Here is a 22,759-nt window from a genome sequence, read left to right as displayed (position 1 = left end):
CTTATGAAATACGTTGTTCTGTTCGCATTAGCATTAACCATGACTAGCTGCTATAATGTTGAAAGAAATTGCACCGACTTTAAAACAGGACATTATTTTAGCGAAATCACTATTGATGGTTCTGTATTTAAATCGGAGTTTAATAGAACTGATGAATTACAAATTGAAACCTACCAAGGCAAGGTCGATTCTTCTGAAGTACGTTGGATTAATGATTGCGAAGTTATTTTTAGAACCATAAATCCTAAAAACAGAATTGAACGTAAAGACATTCATTTAAAAATATTAACCACAACAGATTCTTCTTACACCTTTGAATATTCTTATGTTGGAGAAGACACAAAACAAAAGGGTGTTGCAAATAGAGTTAAATAAACAACTTTAAAGCGCTTTTAATAAAAAAACGTATTTGGTTATCGTGCGCGTTTTTAAAATCACTGATATTGCTTTAAAATCGTTTTAAACAAAAAAAATCACGATAACTACAGTTGTAATTATCGTGATTTTTTTTTAATTTATTTATTCGCCTAAAACAAAGTAGGCTGAGAATCATCGTCTGAATCTTCATTTTTCAATCCATCTACAGTCTCATCACCAACCACATCAATATCATCGGCATGTACTTCTTCTGCCGGCTGGTAAGGCAATGGTTCAAGTAGATTAATCTGCTTCACTTTATCTGTAGTTAACTGGTTTCCTAAAGCTCTAATTCCTTTTACAGAAATAAACTCTTCAAGATTAACAATTTGATTTTCTCGTTGATCTTTTCCGCGTTCTTTTCCAAAAACAACTTCGGCTACAGGTAACCAATCTGTCGACACGATTTCTAATTGAGACTTTTCATGGTCGGAAATAAAAACTTCTTCCTTGTTTTCATTCTCTATTAAAAAACGCTTTACATAATACCGTTCTTTTTCACCTTCAAAATACACAGCAGCAATAGGTTTATTTGGTACCCATTTTTCGAGAACAATCATATCGTTATCAAAATGTGTGGTTAATTCTGGTAAAATAGTTTTAACGAGACCAGATTGTGTAATAATTAAAATTCGATCTTCACCTCTAAACTCTCCTAACAACTCACCTCGACCATCTACATTTAATCGTTGCACGGTATCATCAAACCAAATGCGTCTTGGCTTAAGAGTAGAAATTCCCTTTTCTTTAAGTTCTATTTTTTTAACAGGATACTTGCTTACCAAATTTCCTTTAGAGGCCCGCCCTTTTATCAAGATATCTGAAAAGTCTAAATCCCACTTCAATTTCTTAACACTCCCTACTTGACGTAGTAAAATAGTGACTACTTCTGCTTCTCCATTTGGATTTGCAGAAAAATATAAACTTGTAGACCCTTTTGCGCCATTAGTTAAATCGTATTCTTTATCTCGGGTAATTGCCGTAACAGCAAAACGCTTAACATAAGTTGGTCCTTTTGCGCCGTCACGATAAATCATATTGTAAATGGTACGCTTGTCTTTCTTCTTGAATATAGCAACGTGAATAATATCTTTACCAACAAAGGTTTTTGAATCTACTTTGGTAATCATCATAACACCAGCCTTAGTAAACACAATTATATCATCTATATCACTACAATCTCCCACATACTCATCACGTTTTAATGAAGTCCCCACGAAACCTTCTGCTCGATTTACATATAACTTTGTATTACGGATTACAACTTTAGTAGCATCTACATCATCAAAAATTCTAATCTCAGTTTTACGCTCACGCCCCTCTCCATATTCTTTTTTTAATCTCGCAAAATATGCTATAGCATAATCGATTAGGTGAGCTAAGTGATGTTTTACTTCAGCTATTTGCTCGTCTAAAGCATCTATTTTTTGTTGCGCTTTATCGATATCGAATTTAGATATACGCTTAATTCTAATTTCGGTTAAACGCACGATGTCATCTTCTGTCACCGCTCTTTTTAAATGTGTAATATGTGGCTTAAGTCCGTTATCAATTGCACGAATTACACCTTCCCAGGTTTCTTCTTCTTCAATATCGCGGTAAATTCTGTTTTCTATAAAAATACGCTCTAACGAAGCAAAGTGCCACATCTCTTCAAGCTCGCTAAGCTTAATTTCTAATTCGCTTTTTAAAAGTTCTACCGTATTATCTGTAGAGCGTCTTAGCATTTCAGACACGCCAATAAATAATGGCTTATTATCTTCAATAACACAACCTAAAGGCGAAATCGATATTTCGCAATTTGTAAACGCATATAACGCATCAATAGTTTTATCTGGTGAAATTCCCGAAGGCAAATGCACCATAATTTCAACATCGGCAGCGGTATTATCTTCTATTTTTTTAATTTTAATTTTCCCTTTATCATTTGCCTTAAGTATAGAATCTATAAGCGTTGATGTATTTGTACCAAAAGGAATCTCGGTAATGACTAAGGTGTTTTTATCGAATTGAGAAATCTTTGCACGAACACGCGCTTTTCCACCTCGCAATCCATCATTATAATTCGTAAAGTCTGCAATTCCCGCTGTCGGAAAATCGGGTAGAATAGTAAAACGCTTCCCTTTTAAATGCTTAATTGACGCATCAATTAATTCGATAAAATTATGAGGCAATATTTTTGTAGATAATCCTACAGCGATTCCTTCTCCACCTTGCGCTAATAATAGCGGAAACATAACCGGTAAATTTACAGGCTCTTTTCGTCTACCGTCATAAGACGATTGCCATTCTGTAATTTTAGGATTATAAACCACATCTAACGCAAACTTAGATAAACGTGCTTCGATATAACGAGATGCCGCAGCAGAATCTCCCGTTAATATATTTCCCCAGTTTCCTTGGGTGTCAATTAAAATATCTTTCTGACCAATTTGCACCATAGCATCAGCAATACTCGCATCTCCGTGTGGATGATACTGCATGGTATGCCCTACAATATTGGCGACTTTGTTATAGCGACCATCATCTAAATCTTTCATAGAATGCATAATCCTACGCTGAACCGGTTTAAAACCATCTTCAATTGCAGGAACGGCACGTTCTAAAATAACATAGGATGCGTAATCTAAAAACCAGTCTTTAAACATACCAGTTACTCTGGTAATTGTTTCTTGACCTTCTACTGGCAGATTATCATTTAATTCGTCACTATCGTTTTCAATCATTAATAATTAAACTTTTTTTGATGTATTATTTTTTACCATTTTACTTAAAGACTGTCTCACGTATTTTCGTTTTCTACGTGTTACCAAACTAATATTAAAATGCTCTTTTACTGTACTTCGTCCTTTACTTTTAACATACAAAACTAAACTTCTATAAACGATGTAGTTGTTAAATTTAAAACCGACTAAATCTTCTTTATTGAATTCAAATTCATGAGCTCTATAATTGAATCTTTCAGACAACAGTAAACCTTTATTTGTCACAAAAACTTTATCGCCATCGCTGTCGTATTCGAAATATTTAGCTATTAAATATACAGCTAAAAAAAGACCTGCAAAAACAAATACAATAATGAAAAATATTATTCCCGCATTATTGGTTAGATCACTAAAAGCACTAAAAACTGTAGCCATAATTACAGCTAAAAGAATTAAAACAAAATATACCGAAACTATAATATTTTTTACTTTTCCGTTATCTGTTCTCATTTTTTTTCAGCGACTAAATCTATTTCTACTTTTAGATTATTGATAATGAATTTTTGACGTGTAGGGGTGTTTTTTCCCATATAGAACTCTAACAATTCTTCGATAGACATATCTTTATCTAGCATTACAGGCTCTAATCGGATATTTTCACCAATAAAGTGCTTAAACTCGTCTGGAGAAATCTCTCCCAACCCTTTAAATCGCGTGATTTCCGGTTTTGGCTTAAGTTCATCTATAGCATTTACACGCTCTTGTTCTGAATAACAATATATGGTTTTCTTTTTGTTACGCACTCTAAATAAAGGCGTCTGAAGAATATACAAATGTCCTTCTTTTATAATTTCAGGAAAAAACTGAAGAAAAAATGTAATTAATAGCAATCTAATGTGCATACCATCTACATCGGCATCTGTAGCGATTACAATATTATTATATCGTAAATCCTCCATAGATTCCTCTATGTTCAGCGCTGCTTGAAGTAAATTAAATTCTTCGTTCTCGTATACAATCTTCTTAGTTAAGCCATAGCAATTTAACGGCTTTCCCTTTAAACTGAAAACCGCCTGCGTATTTACATCTCGAGATTTTGTTATACTTCCCGAGGCAGAATCTCCCTCGGTAATAAATAAAGTCGATTCTAGATTACGTCCGTTTTTAATATCTCCGAAATGAACGCGACAATCTCTTAATTTTTTATTGTGAAGACTCGCTTTTTTAGCGCGGTCTTTAGCTAATTTTCTAATTCCCGATAATTCTTTACGTTCACGTTCTGCTTGAAGAATTTTACGTTGAATTTTATCTGCAGTTTCAGGGTTTTTATGCAAGTAATTATCTAAATATCTTTTAAGAAAATCGTTTACATAAGTTCTTACAGTTGGTAACTCGCCTCCCATATCTGTAGACCCTAATTTCGTTTTCGTCTGACTTTCGAAAACCGGCTCCATAACTTTTATAGCAATAGCCGTTACAATAGATTTCCGAATATCGGAAGCATCATAATTTTTACCATAAAACTCACGAATTGTTTTTACAATCGCTTCTCTGTAGGCCGATAAATGCGTCCCTCCTTGCGTTGTATTTTGTCCGTTAACAAAAGAATGATACTCTTCGGAATACTGTGTTTTACTGTGAGTTAAAGCTACTTCTATATCGTCTCCCTTTAAGTGAATTATTGGATACATCATATCACTTTCGTTGATATTTTCTCCTAATAAATCCTTTAATCCATTCTCACTATAATATTTTTCGCCATTAAAAACTATGGTTAAACCTGGGTTTAAATACACATAATTTTTAAGCATTTTAGAAACGTATTCATTTCTAAATTTGTAATTTTTAAAGATAATCTCATCCGGAACAAAAGACACTTTAGTTCCTTTTCGTCGTGTGGTTTCATCTAAAAACTCTTCATTTACAAGATTTCCTTGTTCAAACTCAGCTGAAGCCGATTTTCCATCTCTAGACGACTCTACCCTAAAATAAGACGATAATGCATTTACCGCTTTTGTACCTACACCATTTAATCCTACCGATTTCTTAAAAGCACGAGAATCATACTTTCCACCGGTGTTCATTTTAGACACAACATCGACTACTTTTCCTAAAGGAATTCCACGACCATAATCACGGACAATAACTTTACTGCCTTGAATAGAAATTTCGATGGTTTTACCCGCCCCCATAACATACTCATCAATAGAGTTATCTAAAACCTCTTTTAGAAGAATATAAATACCATCATCGGCAGAAGAACCATCGCCAAGTTTACCAATATACATCCCTGGTCGCATACGAATATGTTCTTTCCAGTCTAATGAACGTATATTATCTTCGGTATAATTGGATTGGTCTAGCATAGGTTTTTAATGATGAGACGCTAAGATACTATTTCGCCTTTAAAAATGAAATAGGAACAGCACTAATATTAACAAAAAAAGCCAATGTTTTTAACATTGGCTATAATTTTATATAGGAACAAAAGTTTATACGTTGAATAAGAAATGCATAACATCTCCATCCTTAACCACATAATTTTTTCCTTCTACACGCATTTTACCAGCTTCTTTTACTTTAGCCTCACTTCCGTAAGTCACAAAATCGTCGTAACCGATAACTTCTGCACGAATAAATCCTTTTTCAAAGTCTGTATGAATAACTCCTGCCGCTTGTGGCCCTGTGGCTCCGATATCTATAGTCCAAGCACGAACTTCTTTTACTCCAGCCGTAAAATACGTTTGCTGATTTAACAACTTATATGCCGAACGAATTAATTTTGAAGCACCTGGCTCTTCCAAACCTATATCTTGTAAAAACATTTTACGCTCTTCAAAATCATCTAATTCGTTAATATCTGCTTCAGTTCCTACTGCCAACACTAAAACTTCAGCATTTTCATCTTTTACAGCCTCTCTAACTAAATCTACGTAAGCATTGCCTGAGTTAGCCGCACCCTCGTCTACATTACAAACGTACATTACTGGTTTTGCTGTAATAAATTGAGATGGCCCAACAAATTCTTCAAACTCATCATCTTCAAACTCAATAGCACGTACAGAAATACCTGCTTCTAAAGCTGTTTTAATCTTTAGTAAGGTTGCTTCTTCTTTCTGCGCTTCTTTATTTCCAGTTTTAGCCGCTCGTTTAACTTTTTCAAGCTTTTTATCTACGGTTTCTAAATCTTTCAATTGTAACTCCATGTCGATAGTTTCTTTATCGCGAATTGGATTTACATTACCATCTACATGCACAATATTATCGTTATCGAAACAACGTAAAACATGAAGAATCGCATCTGTTTCTCTAATATTAGCTAAGAATTGATTTCCTAACCCTTCACCTTTACTTGCTCCTTTTACCAATCCTGCAATATCTACAATCTCTACAGTTGCAGGCATAACGCGTTCTGGGTTTACAAGTTCTTCAAGCTTTTCAAGTCTTGGATCTGGAACGTTAACCACTCCAATATTGGGTTCAATAGTACAAAACGGAAAGTTTGCACTCTGCGCTTTTGCATTAGATAAACAGTTAAATAAGGTCGATTTTCCTACGTTTGGTAATCCTACTATTCCAGCTTTCATTTTTCTTTAGGTAATTAGATTAAAGATACAAGAACCAAGCCTTTGGTTTTGCGAGTGCAAATGTAAGTAATTATATGAATTAATTTTTATAAAAAAATTCAAACCTTAACTAACGATTTTAACCATAAAAAAAACTCATTTTTCCAAACTTCTTTTAAGTAAACCTCACTAAAACGCTATCGAAATCCTGATATATTTAAAAAAACTATAGCATTTAAACTTTATCAGATTAAATTAAAATGAAAAAACACTCAATTCACAAGCTGTTTTTAGAACGTTTAATAAGAAACCACACTCGTATTTAATAATTAACTAAATCTCAGTAAACAATTAATTATCTGAATACACAAAGCATATTTAAACCACTTATTTTCATATCTTTAAAGAACACGAACCAAGAAAAACCATAACGATATGAAACAATTATCCTTTTTTCTGCTTTTATTCTCAACAGTCCAATTCGCCATTGGCCAAACTGTTACTGGTAATATTAGCGACTCTCAAGGCCTACCAATACCAAGCGTTAATATCATTGAAAAAGGCACAACCAATGGTGTTGTTGCAGATTTCGATGGTAACTACACCATTACCGTCAGCGAAAACGCGACTCTTATTTTTAGCTATGTGGGTTATAATACTCGAGAAATAGAAGTAAATGGCCAATCTAATTTAAATGTCATTCTATTAGAAGGTGTTGGATTAGATGAAATTGTTCTTGTTGGATCCCGAAATCCGAATAGAACATCGTTAGATACTTCGGTACCTGTAGACATTTTAGATGTTGCCGAGATAGCCTCCAATACGGGGAAAGTTGAAGTCAACGAAATTTTACAATATGCCGCACCCTCTTTTAATGCAAGTAAACAATCGGGATCAGATGGTGCCGACCACGTTGTTCCAGCATCTTTAAGAGGTCTAGGTCCAGACCAAACACTTGTATTAATTAATGGTAAACGAAGACATCAATCCTCTCTAGTTAACATATTTGGAACCAGAGGACGTGGAAATTCTGGAACCGACCTAAATGCAATTCCTGCTTCGGCAATTAAAAGAATTGAAGTACTAAGAGATGGCGCATCTGCACAATACGGTTCCGATGCAATTGCAGGTGTTATAAACATTGTACTGAAAGATGACACGGAAGGATTTTCCGGCGGCGTAACTTATGGCGCATATAGCACAGCTATTGGAGATGGCTGGGAAGAAGAAACTGGAGAAACACTATACAATGTAGAAGGTAAAAACAGGTTAGACGGAAAAAACAAGAATTACGATGGAGAAACCATAAAGTTAGATTTAAATTACGGTGTAGATATAGGTAATAACGGAGGTTATATTAATTTCACTACAGAACTCTTATCTAAAGACAATACACTTCGTCCAGGCTTCTCTTGGCGTAAAGGCTATGGTAGCGCTGGTGTAGAAGGATTCAATTTTATGGTAAATACCGCAATCCCAATAGGAAACAAAACTGAAGTGTACGCTTTTGGAGGCCGCAATTTTAGAGACACAGATGCATATGCATTCTCTAGAGACAGTTTTGAAGATGGCGACAACAGAAGTGTCCCAAGCTTATACCCCGACGGCTTCACTCCTAGAATAACATCAAACATAACAGATGTTTCTGTTTCTGCAGGTGTAAAACACGAAATGAGTAATGGTTGGACTTTAGACTTTAACAACACGTATGGTAAGAATGATTTTCACTATTATATAAAAGACAGCAATAACGCCTCGATGAAAGATGCTTCCCCTGTAGATTTTGATGCGGGTGGACACTATCTGTCCCAAAACACAACAGGCGTAAATTTTAATAAATATTTTGAAGAAGCAGCCTCAGGATTAAGTATTGCTTTTGGATTGGAGTACAGAACCGAAAACTTTGGCATTTTTGCAGGAGAAATAGAATCTTATGCTTTATACGATGAAAACGGAGTTGTACTTACAAATCCAAGTACACAAAATGTAGCAACAGACTCTAATGGAGATGCCTTACCTGGCGGATCGCAAGGATTTCCCGGATACAGTCCCGATAACGAAGTAGACAGAAGCAGAACGAATTACGGCATTTATATTGACTCTGAAATAAACATTACAGATGACTTTCTAGTTGGAGGCGCTTTACGTTTTGAAAACTACAGTGATTTTGGAAGCTCTTTTAATTTTAAATTAGCAAGCAGATACAAACTTCTAGATGACGCACTTGCATTTAGAGGATCTATCTCTACAGGTTTTAGAGCACCATCTTTAGCTCAAATTTATTACAATCTTATTTTTACCAATATTGTTGCAGGAGAATCTATTCCATCTTTATTGTCTGCAAACAACAGCACGGTAACTAAAGCCTTTGGTATTGAAGATTTAAAAGAAGAAAATGCTTTTAATGCTAGTTTAGGATTTACATTTAACAAAAATGGATTTACCGCTACAATTGATGGCTATTTAATAAATGTAGACGATAGAATTATTTTAACCGACAATTTTACCGACCAAGCCATTCTAGGACCATTAAATGTAGATGCCGCTCAATTTTTTGCAAACGGTGTAGATACACAAACAACAGGTTTAGACATTGTACTAACATATAAAATGTCTTTAGGAGCAGCTAGCAACTTAAGTTTTGGACTTATAGGTAACTTAAATAATTTAGAAATAAAAAACATTAACACTCCAGAATTCGAAGGAAGCAGTATGACAGACGAAGAAGCACAATTAACCTTCTTCAGTCCTTTTTCACAAGCTTATTTAGAAGCTGCAGCACCAGATTATAAATTCGGTTTAAATATAGGATATTCAATATCTAAATTTAATATTCATACATCTTTAACCCAATTTAGCGAAGTGCAATTACAAGATTTTCAATGGGTCGATTCACCACCAACAACATTTGCAGAAGCAGATGCTTTAAAAGCTGTAGCAACTGACACTTACGAGCATCGTTTAGTTGTAGATTTAAGTTTAGGTTATAAATTTACGGAGAACTTAAATTTAACAGTTGGAGCGAATAACTTATTTAACACGTACCCATCTCCACAATTTGATGGTTGGTCTGACCAAGGAGGTTTAGCCGATTCTGTACAAATGGGATCAGACGGAAGGTACATTTTTACAAGATTAGGATTCGGTTTTTAAAAATCCAATCTATATAAACAGAAAAACCGAGCAGTTTGCTCGGTTTTTTTATTTTTAACATATAGTAAGATTAACCATCAGGGTGCATAAAGCGTTGTTTTCCTAATAATTCATCTTCTGTTTCTTCATGATCCTCATCAGGAACACAACAATCTACCGGGCAAACTGCCGCACATTGTGGTTCTTCATGAAATCCTTTACATTCAGTACATTTATCTGGAACGATATAATAAATCTCGTCGCTCACAGGCTCTTGAGCTTCATCAGCATCAACTTCTTTACCGTTTGGAAGCACCACTTTACCATCTAAGCTCGTACCATCTTTATATCTCCAATCGTCTGCGCCTTCATAAATCGCTGTATTTGGGCACTCTGGTTCACAAGCACCACAATTTATACATTCGTCTGTTATTATAATTGCCATAGCGTTTTTCTTTTCTAACTTTGTGGGGCTAAAATAAAGCCAAAACCTTTCATAACCAAATTAGACTATGAATTTAGAGCAAAGAATTAATGCTTTTTCAAAATTAGGAGATTTTTTAAGTCAGTTTTCAGAAGAAAATCATCAGAAAACGATGACATTCCTTTCAATGATATTTTTTCGATGGCTTTAAACATCAATTAAAAATAGCTCAAGAACAAAACAGATGGTTTAACTCAGACAACCTTTCGTTCGCTTTTAAAGGATGGGCTAACTCGTTAACTAAAAACAACCTTAACACCTGGTTAAACAAGTATACCTTTAACAATATTCAACCAAAAAAAGTAGCTATTATTATGGCTGGAAATATTCCTTTAGTTGGATTTCATGATTTTATTTCGGTGTTAATGTCAGGTCATGATGTTGTTGTAAAGCAATCTTCTAACGACAAACATCTACTCCCTTATCTTGCTAAATATTTAGAATATGTAGAACCTGAGTTTAAGTCTAAAATAAATTTTGTTGAAGGAACATTAGAGAATTTCGATGCTGTAATTGCAACGGGAAGCGACAACACTGCACGTTATTTTGAATACTATTTTAAAGACAAACCCTCTATTATTAGAAAAAATCGAAATTCGGTTGCAGTTTTAACAGGAACAGAAACCCCTGAAGAATTAGAAGGTTTAGCCGACGATATTTTTAGATACTACGGTTTAGGTTGCAGAAACGTGTCTAAGCTATATGTTCCTGAAAATTATGATTTTCAAGGCTTCTTTCACGCTATGTACAAATGGAACCACGTGATTAACGACCATAAATACGCAAACAACTACGACTACAATAAAGCCGTGTATTTAATGAGCGAATTTGAAATGCTTGAAAATGGATTCTTAATGATTAAAGAAGACAAAAGTTTTTCTTCGCCAATTGCCACTGTTTTTTACGAGTACTACAACGATGTAAATGAGCTAAAAACGGAGTTAATTTCAAAAAAATCAGACATCCAATGTATTGTATCTAAAGACTTTATAGATTACGAAATTGTTTTCGGAAACACCCAGTCTCCAGATTTGTGGGATTATGCCGATAACGTTGATACAATGGGCTTTTTATTAAAAATTTAGCATAAAAAATATTAATTTTATTATATAATTTCATCAATAATTTAGCACCTTTGTGCTTATCACAAAATTATCGAAATAATGAAAAAACACAATTTTAGTGCTGGCCCATGTATCCTTCCGCAAGAAGTTTTACTAAAAGCCTCTGAAGCCGTAATCGATTTTAACAACAGCGGTTTATCTCTAATTGAAATATCGCACAGAAGTAAACCTTTTATCGAGGTTATGGATACTGCAACTGCTTTAGCTTTAGAACTACTTGGTTTAGAAGGAAAAGGCTACAAAGCATTATTTTTACAAGGTGGAGCGAGTACGCAATTTTTAATGGCAGCATATAATTTATTAGAAACTAAAGCTGGTTACTTAAACACAGGAACTTGGGCTGCTAAATCTATAAAGGAAGCAAAACTTTTCGGAGATGTTGTAGAAGTTGCCTCTTCTAAAGATGCGAACTACAATTATATTCCAAAAGGATATAGCGTACCATCAGACTTAGATTATTTCCACTGCACATCTAACAACACCATTTTTGGAACACAAATAAAAGACTTCCCTACTAGCCCTGTACCTATGGTATGCGACATGAGTAGTGATATATTTTCTAGAACGTTAGATTTCTCTAAATTTGATCTTATTTATGCTGGAGCTCAAAAAAACATGGGACCTGCAGGAACTACTTTAGTGGTTATTAAAGAAGACCTTTTAGGAAAAGTAACTAGAGTAATCCCTTCAATGTTAGACTACAAAAACTTTATCGAAAAAGATAGTATGTTTAACACACCTCCTGTTTTTGCTGTATACACATCTATGTTAACACTTCAGTGGCTTAAAGACTTAGGTGGAATTGCTGCAATTGAGAAAGAAAACGAAAAGAAAGCTAAATTAATTTATTCTGAAATAGATTTAAACCCATTATTTAAAGGTTTTGCTGCAACAGAAGATCGTTCTACAATGAATGCAACATTCAACTTAGTAGACGACAAATTAAAAGATACTTTTGATACTATGGCTAAAGAAGCTGGAATGAATGGTATTAACGGACACCGTAGTGTTGGTGGATACAGAGCTTCTATGTATAATGCACTACCTTACACTAGTGTTGCAGCTTTAGTTGAAGTGATGAGCGAACTAGAAAGAAAAGCATAAACAAATTAATTAATAATAAAATTTAGTCATCTTAAAAATGACAACAAATCTTATGAAAGTATTAGCAAACGACGGTATTTCTCAAAGCGGAATTGATGCCTTAGAAAAAGACGGATTTGAAGTTATCACAACCACGGTAGCTCAAGAACAGTTAATTAACTACATTAACGAAAATCAAATCGTTGTATTATTAGTTAGAAGTGCAACAACAGTACGTAAAGATTTAATCGACGCCTGCCCTAGTCTAAAAATTATTGGACGTGGTGGTGTTGGAATGGATAATATTGATGTTGAATATGCACGTGAAAAAGGATTAAAAGTAATTAATACTCCTGCTGCATCTTCTCACTCTGTTGCAGAATTAGTTTTTGGTCACTTATATGGTTTATCACGTTTCTTACACAGCTCTAACAGAGAAATGCCTTTAGAAGGAGATAAAAACTTTAAAGGATTAAAGAAAGCTTACGCAAAAGGAACCGAATTAAAAGGTAAAACTTTAGGGGTTTTAGGTTTTGGACGTATTGGTCAAGCTACAGCTAAAGTGGCATTAGGAGCAGGAATGAAAGTTGTGGCTTTTGATCCGTTTTTAGAAAAAGCTAATTTAGAATTAGAATTTTTTGACGGACAAACTGTAAATTTTGACATTGAAACTATTTCTAAGGAAGACGTTTTAAAACAAGCTGACTTTTTAACGCTACACGTACCAGCACAAGATGGTTACGTAATTGGTGAAGCAGAATTAAACAGCATGAAAGACGGCGCTATTTTAGTAAACGCAGCTCGTGGAGGTGTTGTAGACGAATTAGCACTTGTTAAAGCATTAGAGAGCGGTAAAATATCTAGAGCAGCTTTAGATGTTTTTGAAAAAGAACCACAACCAGAAATGGGATTATTGATGAATCCTTCTTTATCGTTAACACCACATACAGGTGCTGCAACAAACGAAGCTCAAGATAGAATTGGAACAGAATTAGCGCAACAAATTGCTAGTATCTTACTATAATTCTTTTCTAAAGATTATAAATTTAAAAAGCCTTCTAAATCATTAGAGGGCTTTTTTTTTATTATTTAACTAATTACCTTGTTTTTAAAATTTTAAGCTATTCAGATTAAAGTTTTAGTTTAATTAAAATACTTGATTTAAAAATGATTTATTTAAACTTCTCAAGAAACACATTAAAACTCTTCTTCAAAAAATTCGTCTTTAAATCCTATTAAGTACAACTTTTCTTTAGCACGAGTTACAGCGGTATAAAGCCATCTTAAATAATCTTTATCGATACCATTTGGCAAATAAGGTTGTTCAACAAAAACAGTGTTCCATTGTCCACCTTGTGATTTGTGGCATGTAATTGCATAAGAAAACTTAACCTGTAGCGCGTTAAAATATTTATTAGCCTTTACTTTAGTGAATTTCTTATAATTACTACTCTCCTCTTCGTAATCCTTCATCACTTCTTGATACAATCGGTTTGAATCTTCATACGTTAATGAAGGAGATTCTGCCGAAATTGTATCTAAAAGCAACACGGTTTCAATAGGCGCCATACGCGGATAATCGACCATTCTCATTTTAACTTCAGCAAAACGGAATCCGTATAATTCCTTAATTGAAAAGATTTCTAAAACTTCAACAATATCTCCGTTAGCTATAAATCCAGCTTCACTTGTAGGCTTCAACCAGAAGTAATTATTTTTTACAATCATTAAATAATCACCAGAAGACAACTCATTTTCATTAAATAATATTCTGCTTCTAATTTGCTGATTATAAAGATTTGCACGCTTGTTACTTCTAACAATAATTGCAGTCTCCTCATTACCTAAATCACTATAACAATCGTTAATAGCATCCATAATTTCTTGACCATCTATAAGCCTAACAATGTCTTTATACGGACCAACATCAAACTTAAAATTATCTAGAAAAACATCCTGTAATGTTTCCCGCAGTATAGTAGCATTAAATAATATTCCAGAATCTTGCTCTTGCCGAACCACTTCATCAAGCTCCATACACGTTACTTCCTTATCGTAATTCATTACAAGTGTTTTTTGATCTAAAGCAGGGCTTACATCTAGCTTAACGGGTGGTAATTGTGCTGTATCTCCTATTAGTAATAATTTACAATTATGACCGCCATACACATACTGCATTAAATCGTCTAACAACGAACCGTTCTCAAATAACTTAGAATCTCCAGGGGTATCTGGAATCATAGAAGCTTCATCTACAATAAAAATTGTGTTTTTATGTTTATTGGGCTGTAAAACAAATTTCACGCCTCCACCTTTATCTTTTTTAGGAAAATAGATTTTTTTATGAATTGTAAAGGCTTCTTTTTTGGAATAATTAGAGATTACTTTAGCGGCACGACCTGTTGGAGCCATAAGTACTGCGCTCTTTTTAATTTTCCACAAATTGCTTACAATCGTACTGACAATGGTGGTTTTACCTGTTCCAGCATATCCTTTTAGTAAATAAAGTGATTTTGGGTCTGTATTAAAAATAAATTCAGATAATTGAATTAATACAATATTTTGTTTTGGAGTAGGATTAAACGGAAACTGCTGTTTTATAAGGGAATAAAATTGTGCTGCGTTCATTTATGAGGCTTCAGAAAAAATTTTATTCAAATATAGTAATGATTTTTACTCTCTTTGGTTTTAACGAATAAAAAAAAATTGTAGATTTGCGTTAGACCTTAAATAAAATTTAATTAACAAAAAACACTATGCTTACAATAATTCTTATTGCTGTTGCTGCTATTCTGCTAACTATTGGTTTAGTTTGGGTAATTGACAAATTCTTACCATCAGGGTTAAAACCTTTTATAATTATTGGACTTTGGTTACTTATAGCTTTCTTAGGCTACCAAACATTCATGTCTGTTTACACGCCTATCCAATTTAATCAAGTTAAAAAGAAACGTTACGCTAAAGTAATCGAAAAACTAATTGACATTAGAGATGCACAATTAGCTCACAGACAAGTTACAGGAAAATTCGCAGGAGACTTTAACAATCTTATTAAGTTTATTGATACAGCAAAATATACAATTACACAACGTCGTGATTCAACTATTATTGATGAAGAAATGACAAAAAGATACGGTGGTGTAGAATCTTATAAGGATATTATCATTATAGATACTTTAGGTTTTGTTTCTGTTAAGGATTCTTTATTTAAGACTTCACCTCGTTATAAAACAATGATGGACCTTCCTGAAGGTATTGGTCCAGAAGGCGCTAAATTTAAATTAGAAGCTGGTTTTTTAGACCAAAACGATGTAAAGATTCCTGTATTCGAATCTTCTGTTAAGAAAGAAGTTATTCTTTTTGACCAAGATAAAGACTTAATCGTTCAAGAAAATCAAATTATAGCAGTAGATGACGTTAACGGAGATGCTATTATGGTTGGATCTATGAATGAAGTTAAAACAAATGGAAACTGGCCAAAAACATATGGCGACGACGAATAGTAGTTTACATACCAATACACATAAAGAATTGTCCATTCAAATTAGTTTGAGTGGACTTTCTTTTTGTATCTTAAATTTAAATACACAACATGTTGATGTTTTAAAACATCAAGCTTTTAAAAAATACGAAACCCCGTATCAATTATTAGAACATGTACAAGCTTTGTTTGCAAACGAAGACTGCCTCAATCAAGAGTTCGATACTATTCAAATTATTCACACAAACGAATTATCTACGCTTGTTCCTAGACCTCTATTCAGTGAAGAGTATTTAGCCGATTATCTAAAGTTTAACTCCAAAATTTTAAAATCGGATTTTATAACTTTTGATGCCATTGACATTAATGATAGTCTTAATGTTTACGTACCTTATGTAAATATTAATAATTATATATACGAGCAGTTTGGTGAATTTACCTATAAACATTTTTCGACAGTTTTAATTGAAAGTGTCTTACAAATTGAAAAAAACACCGACGAACCTAAATTATATATACATATTAATTCGCGACATTTCGAGATTTTAAGTGTAGATTCTGGTGCATTACAATTTTATAATACTTTTGAATACAGTAGTAAAGAAGATTTTATTTATTACTTACTCTTTACAATAGAACAATTACACTTAAACCCTGAAACTATTAAACTGGTTTTCGTGGGCGATATATTAAAAAACAGCGAATTATATAATATTGCCTATGAATATGTTCGACATATTTCCTTTGGGCTACATAAAAATAAATTCACTTTTAATCACCAACCACAAACTCAACATGCCGAGTTTATCATTTTAAATAGTTTTTAATGAGAATAATATCAGGATTACATAAAGGAAGACGAATTAATGCACCTAAAAAGTTGCCCGCTCGTCCAACTACAGATATGGCAAAAGAAGCCTTATTTAATATTTTAAACAATACTTATTATTTCGATGATATTTCGGTTCTAGATTTATTTGCAGGAATAGGGAGTATTAGTTACGAATTTGCATCTCGAGGTACTACACAAATAACAGCTGTAGATCAAGAATTAGGTTGTATTAAATTTATAAATGAAACTGCCGAGAGTTTTGAAATGCCAATACAAGCCATAAAAAGTGATGTATTTAAATTTTTAGAACAAGCTACTTTAAAATCGACTATAATTTTTGCAGATCCTCCTTACGCCTTCCCTATCGAAGAATTTAGTAAAATTCCTGAATTGGTTTTCGAAAATAATTTATTAGAAGACGATGGTGTTTTAATTGTTGAGCACTCTAAGCATACCGATATATCACATTTAGAAAATTACAACTATTCTAAATCGTACGGCGGAAATATGTTTAGCTTTTTTAGTCATCCAACAACAGAGGATTAATAAAAATTTTAAACACAATTCCTAATAACGAGTAAACTACTAACAATCAGTAAATTGATTACTCGTTTTAGAAAACCGATTTCTGTATTACATAAATTTTTTATATTTATTTAAAAAATTATTTCTTCTTTTTTGTTAAAGTTAATATAAAATATGTAATTTAGATTTCGATAATTAAACTTAAGTCACCAAATAAAAACAATTTTAGTATACTTAATATGAAAAAAATCATCTTGTTCGTTTTCTCTTTAGTCGTTATGACTTCATGCACAGAACCCGTTAAACAATACACTACCTCTTCTCCAGAGATAGAAACAATTAAAACTTTGCATGACTATTTTAAAGATAGTAATTATGAAGGTCTTAAAGAACTTTATGCAGAAGATGCTCAGATTTACGAAAACTCTCTAGAACCAAGTTCTGTTGACGATATGATTAAACAAGGAAAAGAAGGTCGTGAATTTATTGAGGCTTACGATTTTCCAAACGGAGTTAAATGTGAAATGATTACTAACGATGCAGGAGAAAAATGGGTTAACAGTTGGGCTGTTTGGTCTGGTAATGTAAAAGGAAGTACTACTGAATTAAAAGTTCCAATTATTTCTAGATTTCAATTTAAAGACGGGAAAATTGTAAAAGAATATAGCTATTGGGATAATTTACAAACCTATAATGCTTTTGAAGAAGTTGCTACAGAAAAATTAGACCTTCTAGAAGAAAGATTAGAAGAAGACCAATAAACAACAACCAACCAATATTTATAACCTACCAACCAAAAGCAAAGCCCTTTTTTATAATATAAAAAAGGGCTTGTTTATTTAAGTAAATCTATAAGCCGAATCCTGTACCTCTTCTAAAAGAACAGGCCCTTATCATTTATCTGAATGTATTATTACTAACACATTTTAGCTGCCCACCCTCCAACATCGAGCGTGCCGCCCTCAAACATTGGTATACATGGCATTGCACCACATAGAGTTTACCTGGTTTCACTACAGCATTACCTGTACATACTTTCTGTTGCACTTTTCCTAACCTCACGGCTGGTGGCCATTAACCACTATGTTGCACTACGGTGTTCGGACTTTCCTCCATTCTATAAATAGAACAGCGATAAGGCGATTTACTTGCGCGCAAAAATACAATAAATACCAACTAATACTATAAAACTTGCTTTTATTAAATTTGAAAAGTTGTTAATAACTCCCCGTAATTTTATCCACCAATACCTTAATATATACACCGAATTTTTAACTTTGTTGTTCTAACATTTTCTATGGAACATTTTATTGTATCGGCTCGTAAATATAGACCTCAAACATTTAAAGATGTTGTTGGGCAACAAGCTATTACTAATACTCTAGTAAATGCTATAGAAAACAATCATTTGGCTCAAGCTCTATTGTTTACAGGCCCTCGTGGTGTTGGTAAAACAAGTTGTGCACGTATTCTTGCCAAAATGATTAACAGTAAAGATGGCGATAATACAGAAGAAGACTTTGCTTTTAATGTATTCGAACTTGATGCTGCTTCTAACAACTCTGTAGATGATATCAGAAATTTAACCGATCAAGTTAGAATTCCACCTCAAATTGGTAAATACAAAGTCTATATTATTGATGAAGTACATATGTTATCTCAAGCTGCTTTTAATGCGTTTTTAAAGACATTAGAAGAACCGCCAAAACATTGCATATTTATCTTAGCTACTACCGAAAAACATAAAATTATTCCTACCATCTTATCTAGATGTCAGATTTTTGATTTTAAACGTATTACGGTTAATGATGCCAAGAATTATTTAAAATATATTGCTGAAGAACAAGGTATAACAGCCGAAGACGATGCTTTGCATATTATTGCACAAAAGGCAGACGGCGCCATGCGAGATGCGCTTTCTATTTTTGATCGTGTAGTTAGTTTCTCTGGTAAAAATTTAACCAGACAAGCTGTTACCGAAAATTTAAACGTTCTCGATTACGAAACCTTCTTTACAAGCACCAATTTTATATTAGAAAACAATATTCCTCAAATATTATTACAATTTAATAACACTTTATCAAAAGGGTTCGATGGTCAGCACTATATTGCTGGACTAGCGTCTCACTTTAGAGATTTATTGGTATGTAGAACTCCACAAACTATTGAGTTATTAGAGGTTGGAGAAGAAACTAAGCAAAAATATTTAGAACAGGCAAATAAATCGTCTCAAGACTTTTTACTTAAAGGAATAGAGTTGGCAAATGACTGCGATTTAAAGTATAAATCCAGTAAGAATCAGCGACTCCTCGTCGAACTTTGTCTCATGCAGCTTGCCTCTATCACTTTCGATGGAGAAAAAAAAAATAGCAAACGTTTCATAATTCCTCCTTCTTACTTCAGAGCTAAAGGTATTACTCCTATTAAGGTAAACAAACCGGTAGTTTCTGAAACTAGTCAAGAGGAAGTAAAAACAGAATCAACTACACCTGCAACGTCTGCTAAAAAAACTGAAACATCGAGGTTTGCAGATCCTAAAGTCCCAAAAATTGTTTTAAACAAAGAAAACAAACGTACTTCTGGCTTATCTTTAAAGAGTATTCGTGCTAAAAAAGAGCATGAAATTAAACAAAACGAAGTTGTTTACGATGAAATAAATCTTCCTACAGACGATTTTATTGAAGAAGATATGCAAACTGCTTGGAAGGATTTTGTGAGCATAATTGAAACAGAAGGACAACATAATTTGGCGTCTATTTTATCTATAGATATACCTAAATTAAAAGACCAAACAACCATTCGAGTTGTATACCCTAACCAAACCAATAAAATTGAAGTTGAGAGAAATCAATTTCATTTAATGAGTTTTATTAGGAAACGTTTAAATAATTTTGATGTGACTTTAGACATCGAAATTAACGAAGAAAAAGAAAAGCAATATGCTTATACGCCTCGCGAGAAATTTGAGAAAATGTGTGAGAAAAACCCGAGTTTAGACCTTTTAAGAAAAGCTTTCGATCTAGATGTTTAATTCGCTAATTAACAAAATAGTATACTTTTTATTTATACTTACTATCATCATCTTTTCTAGTTGCGATGGTCGAGATAAAACACATGTAAAATCATTGCAAATTTTAGAAGATAAAAACAGACTTACCTCTTTTGCAGAACGTATAAAATACTTTCCAGAACACTATTCTGAAACCATTACGGATACTATTCTAAGTACGGGATATACTATTCGTGTTAAAACATTTGTTGATATGAAAACGAATATTTTAACCTCCAATGCTCACACAAGTTACAATACGAAAATACTTTACAGAAATGCAAATGCTAATGTATTGGTTACTCTAGATGATAAAATTTTATTTAATGAAACCATTTCTAAAGGCTTTATACAACACCATAGAAATGATACTTCTAAACTATTAGATTCTTATATATTAAAAAGTATATGGATAGATGACAGTCAAGATTTTTCTAAAGACTCCGTAATTTTTAATATTTTTTATAGTAAACCAGAAGATGCTTCTATCAACAAATCATTTCTACTTACTATTTCAAAACAAGGTGATTTTAAAATCACCGAAACAACAACTAAAATTTAAACGTATGCTAGGCTTAAAATTACCAACAGATCCAAGATGGGTTAATATTGTAGAAAAAAATGTTGAAGACATATTAACCGATCATGCCTATTGCGAACAAAAAGCAACGAGTACGGCCATTTCATTAATTGTAAGTTTCCCTGAATACACCGAATTGGTTCAGGAAATGGTTGCTTTAGTTAAAGAAGAAATCAGTCATTTTAAAATGGTTCACGACTTAATCTTAGAAAACGGTTGGGTTTTAGGGCGTGATAGAAAAGATGAATATGTTCTAAAATTAATAACCTTCTTTCCTAAAGGTGGAAGCAGAACCACACAATTAGTACATCGTTTATTGTATGCCGCATTAATTGAAGCAAGAAGTTGTGAACGCTTCAGATTATTATCTGAAGAATTAGAAGATAAATCATTAGCAGAATTTTACCGAAAACTTATGGTAAGCGAAGCTAATCATTACACCATGTTTTTAGGATTTGCTAGACAGTACGGCGATAAAGATGAAGTGAATGAAAAATGGCAAAGCCTATTAGATTTTGAAGCTGAAATCATGAGAGATTTAAGTAAAAGCCAAACGATTCACGGATAAAATTCAGATTTTCAAATTTAGTTCTTATTAGCAGTAGTAGAAAATGCTTTTAAAGCCTCTATAACATAATCAACTTCGTCTTTTGTGTTATAATGTGAAAAAGAAAATCGAAGAGATGGTTTTTTAAAATCTGCTTCATTTAAAATTTCAGCCAATACATGCGACCCTTTCTGGCTACCACTTTGGCATGCACTTCCTCTAGAACAAGCGATTCCTTTTAAATCTAATTGAAATAATAGCAATTGCGTTTTACTTGCATCAAAAGGGAAACATACATTTAGCATCGTATAAGCGCTATGTTCTAAATTTGAAGAATCGCCATTAAATGTAGCTTCAGGAAAAGCTAATTCTAATTCCGAAATAAAATAACGCTTCAATTCTATAACTGCATCTCGTTCTTCGATTAAATTTTGATAAGCCAACTTAAACGCAGTTTCTAAGCCTACTATATTATGTACAGCCTCTGTGCCTGCTCTTAGTCCACGTTCCTGTTCACCACCATGAATCATAGCGTGTAAACCAGAATGTTTTCTAATAAAAACAAATCCAACACCTTTAGGTCCATGAAATTTATGTCCACTACACGCCAAAAAATCTATAGGAATTGCTTTTAAATCCAACTCGTAATGCCCAATAGATTGCACGGTGTCACTATGAAATAAAGCATTATTCAACTTACAAAGTTCTGCCGTACGCTTTAAATCTAAAATAGAACCTATTTCATTATTAATATGCATCAGGCTTACTAGAGTTTGTTTTTCAGAAGCGTTAAGAAGTCGCTGTAAATCTGAATAATCTACTACACCATGCTTATCTAATTTCACATATTCCACCGAAACACCTTCTGTTTCAACTAAAAAATCTACAGTATGTAAAACCGCATGATGTTCAATTTTAGAAGTGATAATTCGTTTTACTCCCAAATTTTTAACAACACTTAAAAGCACTAAATTATCGGCCTCGGTGCCTCCAGAGGTAAACACTATTTCTGATTCTGAAACATTTAACTGCTTAGCAATAGTCTTTCTAGCCGTTTCAACCAAGGTTTTAGAAGACCTTCCAAAACTATGAGATGACGATGGATTACCATAAACCGTAGTCATAACATCAGACATCTTAACTATAACTTCTTCCCTAATTTTAGTGGTTGCAGCACTATCAAAATACACCTTTTTCATGTTGCAAAATTACTTCAAATAAAATTATTTTCAAT

Annotated in this window: 19 protein-coding genes and 1 other RNA gene; 12 read left to right on the top strand and 8 right to left on the bottom strand. The window is 33.2% G+C overall.

Annotation, left to right across the window (positions count from 1 at the left end; translation table 11 throughout):
* Window positions 1–3 precede the first annotated feature (3 nt).
* Entirely contained in the window at window positions 4–375 is a 372-nt protein-coding gene (locus BN863_RS07300) for a hypothetical protein (protein WP_038529147.1), read from the top strand.
* Between the two features lie 152 nt (window positions 376–527).
* On the opposite strand, the gene BN863_RS07295 is transcribed toward BN863_RS07300, so the two are convergent.
* The 4 genes from BN863_RS07295 to ychF form a co-directional block, all read right to left on the bottom strand.
* Window positions 528–3,143 carry a DNA gyrase/topoisomerase IV subunit A gene (locus tag BN863_RS07295; protein WP_038529145.1) on the bottom strand — a complete coding sequence of 872 codons (2,616 nt, stop codon included), beginning with the start codon at window positions 3,141–3,143 and terminating at the stop codon, window positions 528–530.
* 6 nt (window positions 3,144–3,149) lie between these two features.
* Complete coding sequence (locus BN863_RS07290; protein WP_038529143.1) at window positions 3,150–3,632, bottom strand: hypothetical protein; 483 nt, start codon at window positions 3,630–3,632, stop codon at window positions 3,150–3,152.
* Window positions 3,629–5,488, bottom strand: coding sequence for a DNA topoisomerase IV subunit B (locus BN863_RS07285; protein WP_038529141.1), 1,860 nt, complete (start codon window positions 5,486–5,488; stop codon window positions 3,629–3,631). Before BN863_RS07285 ends, BN863_RS07290 begins: the two co-directional genes overlap by 4 nt.
* Window positions 5,489–5,614: 126 nt before the next feature.
* Entirely contained in the window at window positions 5,615–6,709 is a 1,095-nt protein-coding gene (ychF, locus tag BN863_RS07280; RefSeq protein ID WP_038529139.1) for a redox-regulated ATPase YchF, read from the bottom strand.
* 414 nt (window positions 6,710–7,123) lie between these two features.
* Here ychF and BN863_RS07275 point away from each other — a divergent pair, with 414 nt between their 5' ends.
* A complete protein-coding gene (locus BN863_RS07275; RefSeq protein ID WP_038529137.1) occupies window positions 7,124–9,841 on the top strand; it encodes a TonB-dependent receptor in 2,718 nt (905 codons plus the stop codon).
* Window positions 9,842–9,911: 70 nt separating this feature from the next.
* Here the strand turns inward: BN863_RS07275 and BN863_RS07270 are convergent, their stop codons facing one another.
* Window positions 9,912–10,265: a 4Fe-4S dicluster domain-containing protein gene (locus tag BN863_RS07270; RefSeq protein WP_038529135.1), complete on the bottom strand. Its 354-nt coding sequence runs from the start codon at window positions 10,263–10,265 to the stop codon at window positions 9,912–9,914.
* A 353-nt stretch (window positions 10,266–10,618) separates the two neighbouring features.
* On the opposite strand from BN863_RS07270, the gene BN863_RS07265 reads away from it, so the two are divergent.
* The 3 genes from BN863_RS07265 to BN863_RS07255 all read left to right on the top strand — a co-directional run bounded on the left by BN863_RS07265 (window position 10,619) and on the right by BN863_RS07255 (window position 13,535).
* The gene (locus tag BN863_RS07265) at window positions 10,619–11,389 is read left to right on the top strand and encodes an acyl-CoA reductase (RefSeq protein WP_242404082.1); all 771 of its coding nucleotides are present in this window, start codon (window positions 10,619–10,621) and stop codon (window positions 11,387–11,389) included.
* Between the two features lie 78 nt (window positions 11,390–11,467).
* Window positions 11,468–12,532: a 3-phosphoserine/phosphohydroxythreonine transaminase gene (serC, locus tag BN863_RS07260; protein WP_038529133.1), complete on the top strand. Its 1,065-nt coding sequence runs from the start codon at window positions 11,468–11,470 to the stop codon at window positions 12,530–12,532.
* Between the two features lie 52 nt (window positions 12,533–12,584).
* Window positions 12,585–13,535, top strand: coding sequence for a D-2-hydroxyacid dehydrogenase (locus BN863_RS07255; protein WP_038533303.1), 951 nt, complete (start codon window positions 12,585–12,587; stop codon window positions 13,533–13,535).
* 173 nt (window positions 13,536–13,708) lie between these two features.
* On the opposite strand, the gene BN863_RS07250 is transcribed toward BN863_RS07255, so the two are convergent.
* Window positions 13,709–15,139: an ATP-dependent DNA helicase gene (locus BN863_RS07250; protein ID WP_038529131.1), complete on the bottom strand. Its 1,431-nt coding sequence runs from the start codon at window positions 15,137–15,139 to the stop codon at window positions 13,709–13,711.
* Window positions 15,140–15,267: 128 nt separating this feature from the next.
* Between BN863_RS07250 and BN863_RS07245 the strand changes: the two genes are divergently transcribed.
* The 4 genes from BN863_RS07245 to BN863_RS07230 all read left to right on the top strand — a co-directional run bounded on the left by BN863_RS07245 (window position 15,268) and on the right by BN863_RS07230 (window position 18,110).
* On the top strand, window positions 15,268–16,014 hold the full coding sequence (locus BN863_RS07245) for a hypothetical protein (RefSeq protein WP_038529129.1): 747 nt from the start codon (window positions 15,268–15,270) through the stop codon (window positions 16,012–16,014).
* Complete coding sequence (locus BN863_RS07240; protein WP_242404081.1) at window positions 15,977–16,819, top strand: DUF3822 family protein; 843 nt, start codon at window positions 15,977–15,979, stop codon at window positions 16,817–16,819. Before BN863_RS07245 ends, BN863_RS07240 begins: the two co-directional genes overlap by 38 nt.
* Window positions 16,819–17,370 (top strand): RsmD family RNA methyltransferase, encoded by a 552-nt coding sequence (locus BN863_RS07235; RefSeq protein WP_038529127.1) that lies wholly within the window; start codon window positions 16,819–16,821, stop codon window positions 17,368–17,370. The genes BN863_RS07240 and BN863_RS07235 overlap by 1 nt, the downstream gene beginning before the upstream one ends.
* 218 nt (window positions 17,371–17,588) lie before the next feature.
* Window positions 17,589–18,110 carry a nuclear transport factor 2 family protein gene (locus BN863_RS07230; protein ID WP_148304577.1) on the top strand — a complete coding sequence of 174 codons (522 nt, stop codon included), beginning with the start codon at window positions 17,589–17,591 and terminating at the stop codon, window positions 18,108–18,110.
* A 75-nt stretch (window positions 18,111–18,185) separates the two neighbouring features.
* Here the strand turns inward: BN863_RS07230 and rnpB are convergent.
* Window positions 18,186–18,500: RNase P RNA component class A (gene rnpB, locus BN863_RS18180), an RNA gene on the bottom strand.
* A gap of 146 nt (window positions 18,501–18,646) precedes the next feature.
* Between rnpB and BN863_RS07225 the strand changes: the two genes are divergently transcribed.
* The 3 genes from BN863_RS07225 to miaE are packed head-to-tail and all read left to right on the top strand — an operon-like array spanning window position 18,647 to window position 21,546.
* Entirely contained in the window at window positions 18,647–20,380 is a 1,734-nt protein-coding gene (locus BN863_RS07225) for a DNA polymerase III subunit gamma/tau (protein WP_038529123.1), read from the top strand.
* Window positions 20,373–20,960 carry a hypothetical protein gene (locus tag BN863_RS07220; protein WP_038529121.1) on the top strand — a complete coding sequence of 196 codons (588 nt, stop codon included), beginning with the start codon at window positions 20,373–20,375 and terminating at the stop codon, window positions 20,958–20,960. The genes BN863_RS07225 and BN863_RS07220 overlap by 8 nt, the downstream gene beginning before the upstream one ends.
* 4 nt (window positions 20,961–20,964) lie before the next feature.
* Window positions 20,965–21,546, top strand: a complete 582-nt coding sequence (gene miaE / locus BN863_RS07215; RefSeq protein WP_038529119.1) for a tRNA-(ms[2]io[6]A)-hydroxylase — start codon at window positions 20,965–20,967, stop codon at window positions 21,544–21,546.
* A gap of 17 nt (window positions 21,547–21,563) precedes the next feature.
* On the opposite strand, the gene BN863_RS07210 is transcribed toward miaE, so the two are convergent.
* Window positions 21,564–22,724: a cysteine desulfurase family protein gene (locus tag BN863_RS07210; RefSeq protein ID WP_038529117.1), complete on the bottom strand. Its 1,161-nt coding sequence runs from the start codon at window positions 22,722–22,724 to the stop codon at window positions 21,564–21,566.
* Between the last annotated feature and the right edge of the window lie 35 nt (window positions 22,725–22,759).

Source organism: Formosa agariphila KMM 3901 (assembly GCF_000723205.1).
GTDB classification, from domain to species: domain Bacteria; phylum Bacteroidota; class Bacteroidia; order Flavobacteriales; family Flavobacteriaceae; genus Formosa; species Formosa agariphila.
This window is presented reverse-complemented; position numbering and strand designations above follow the sequence as displayed.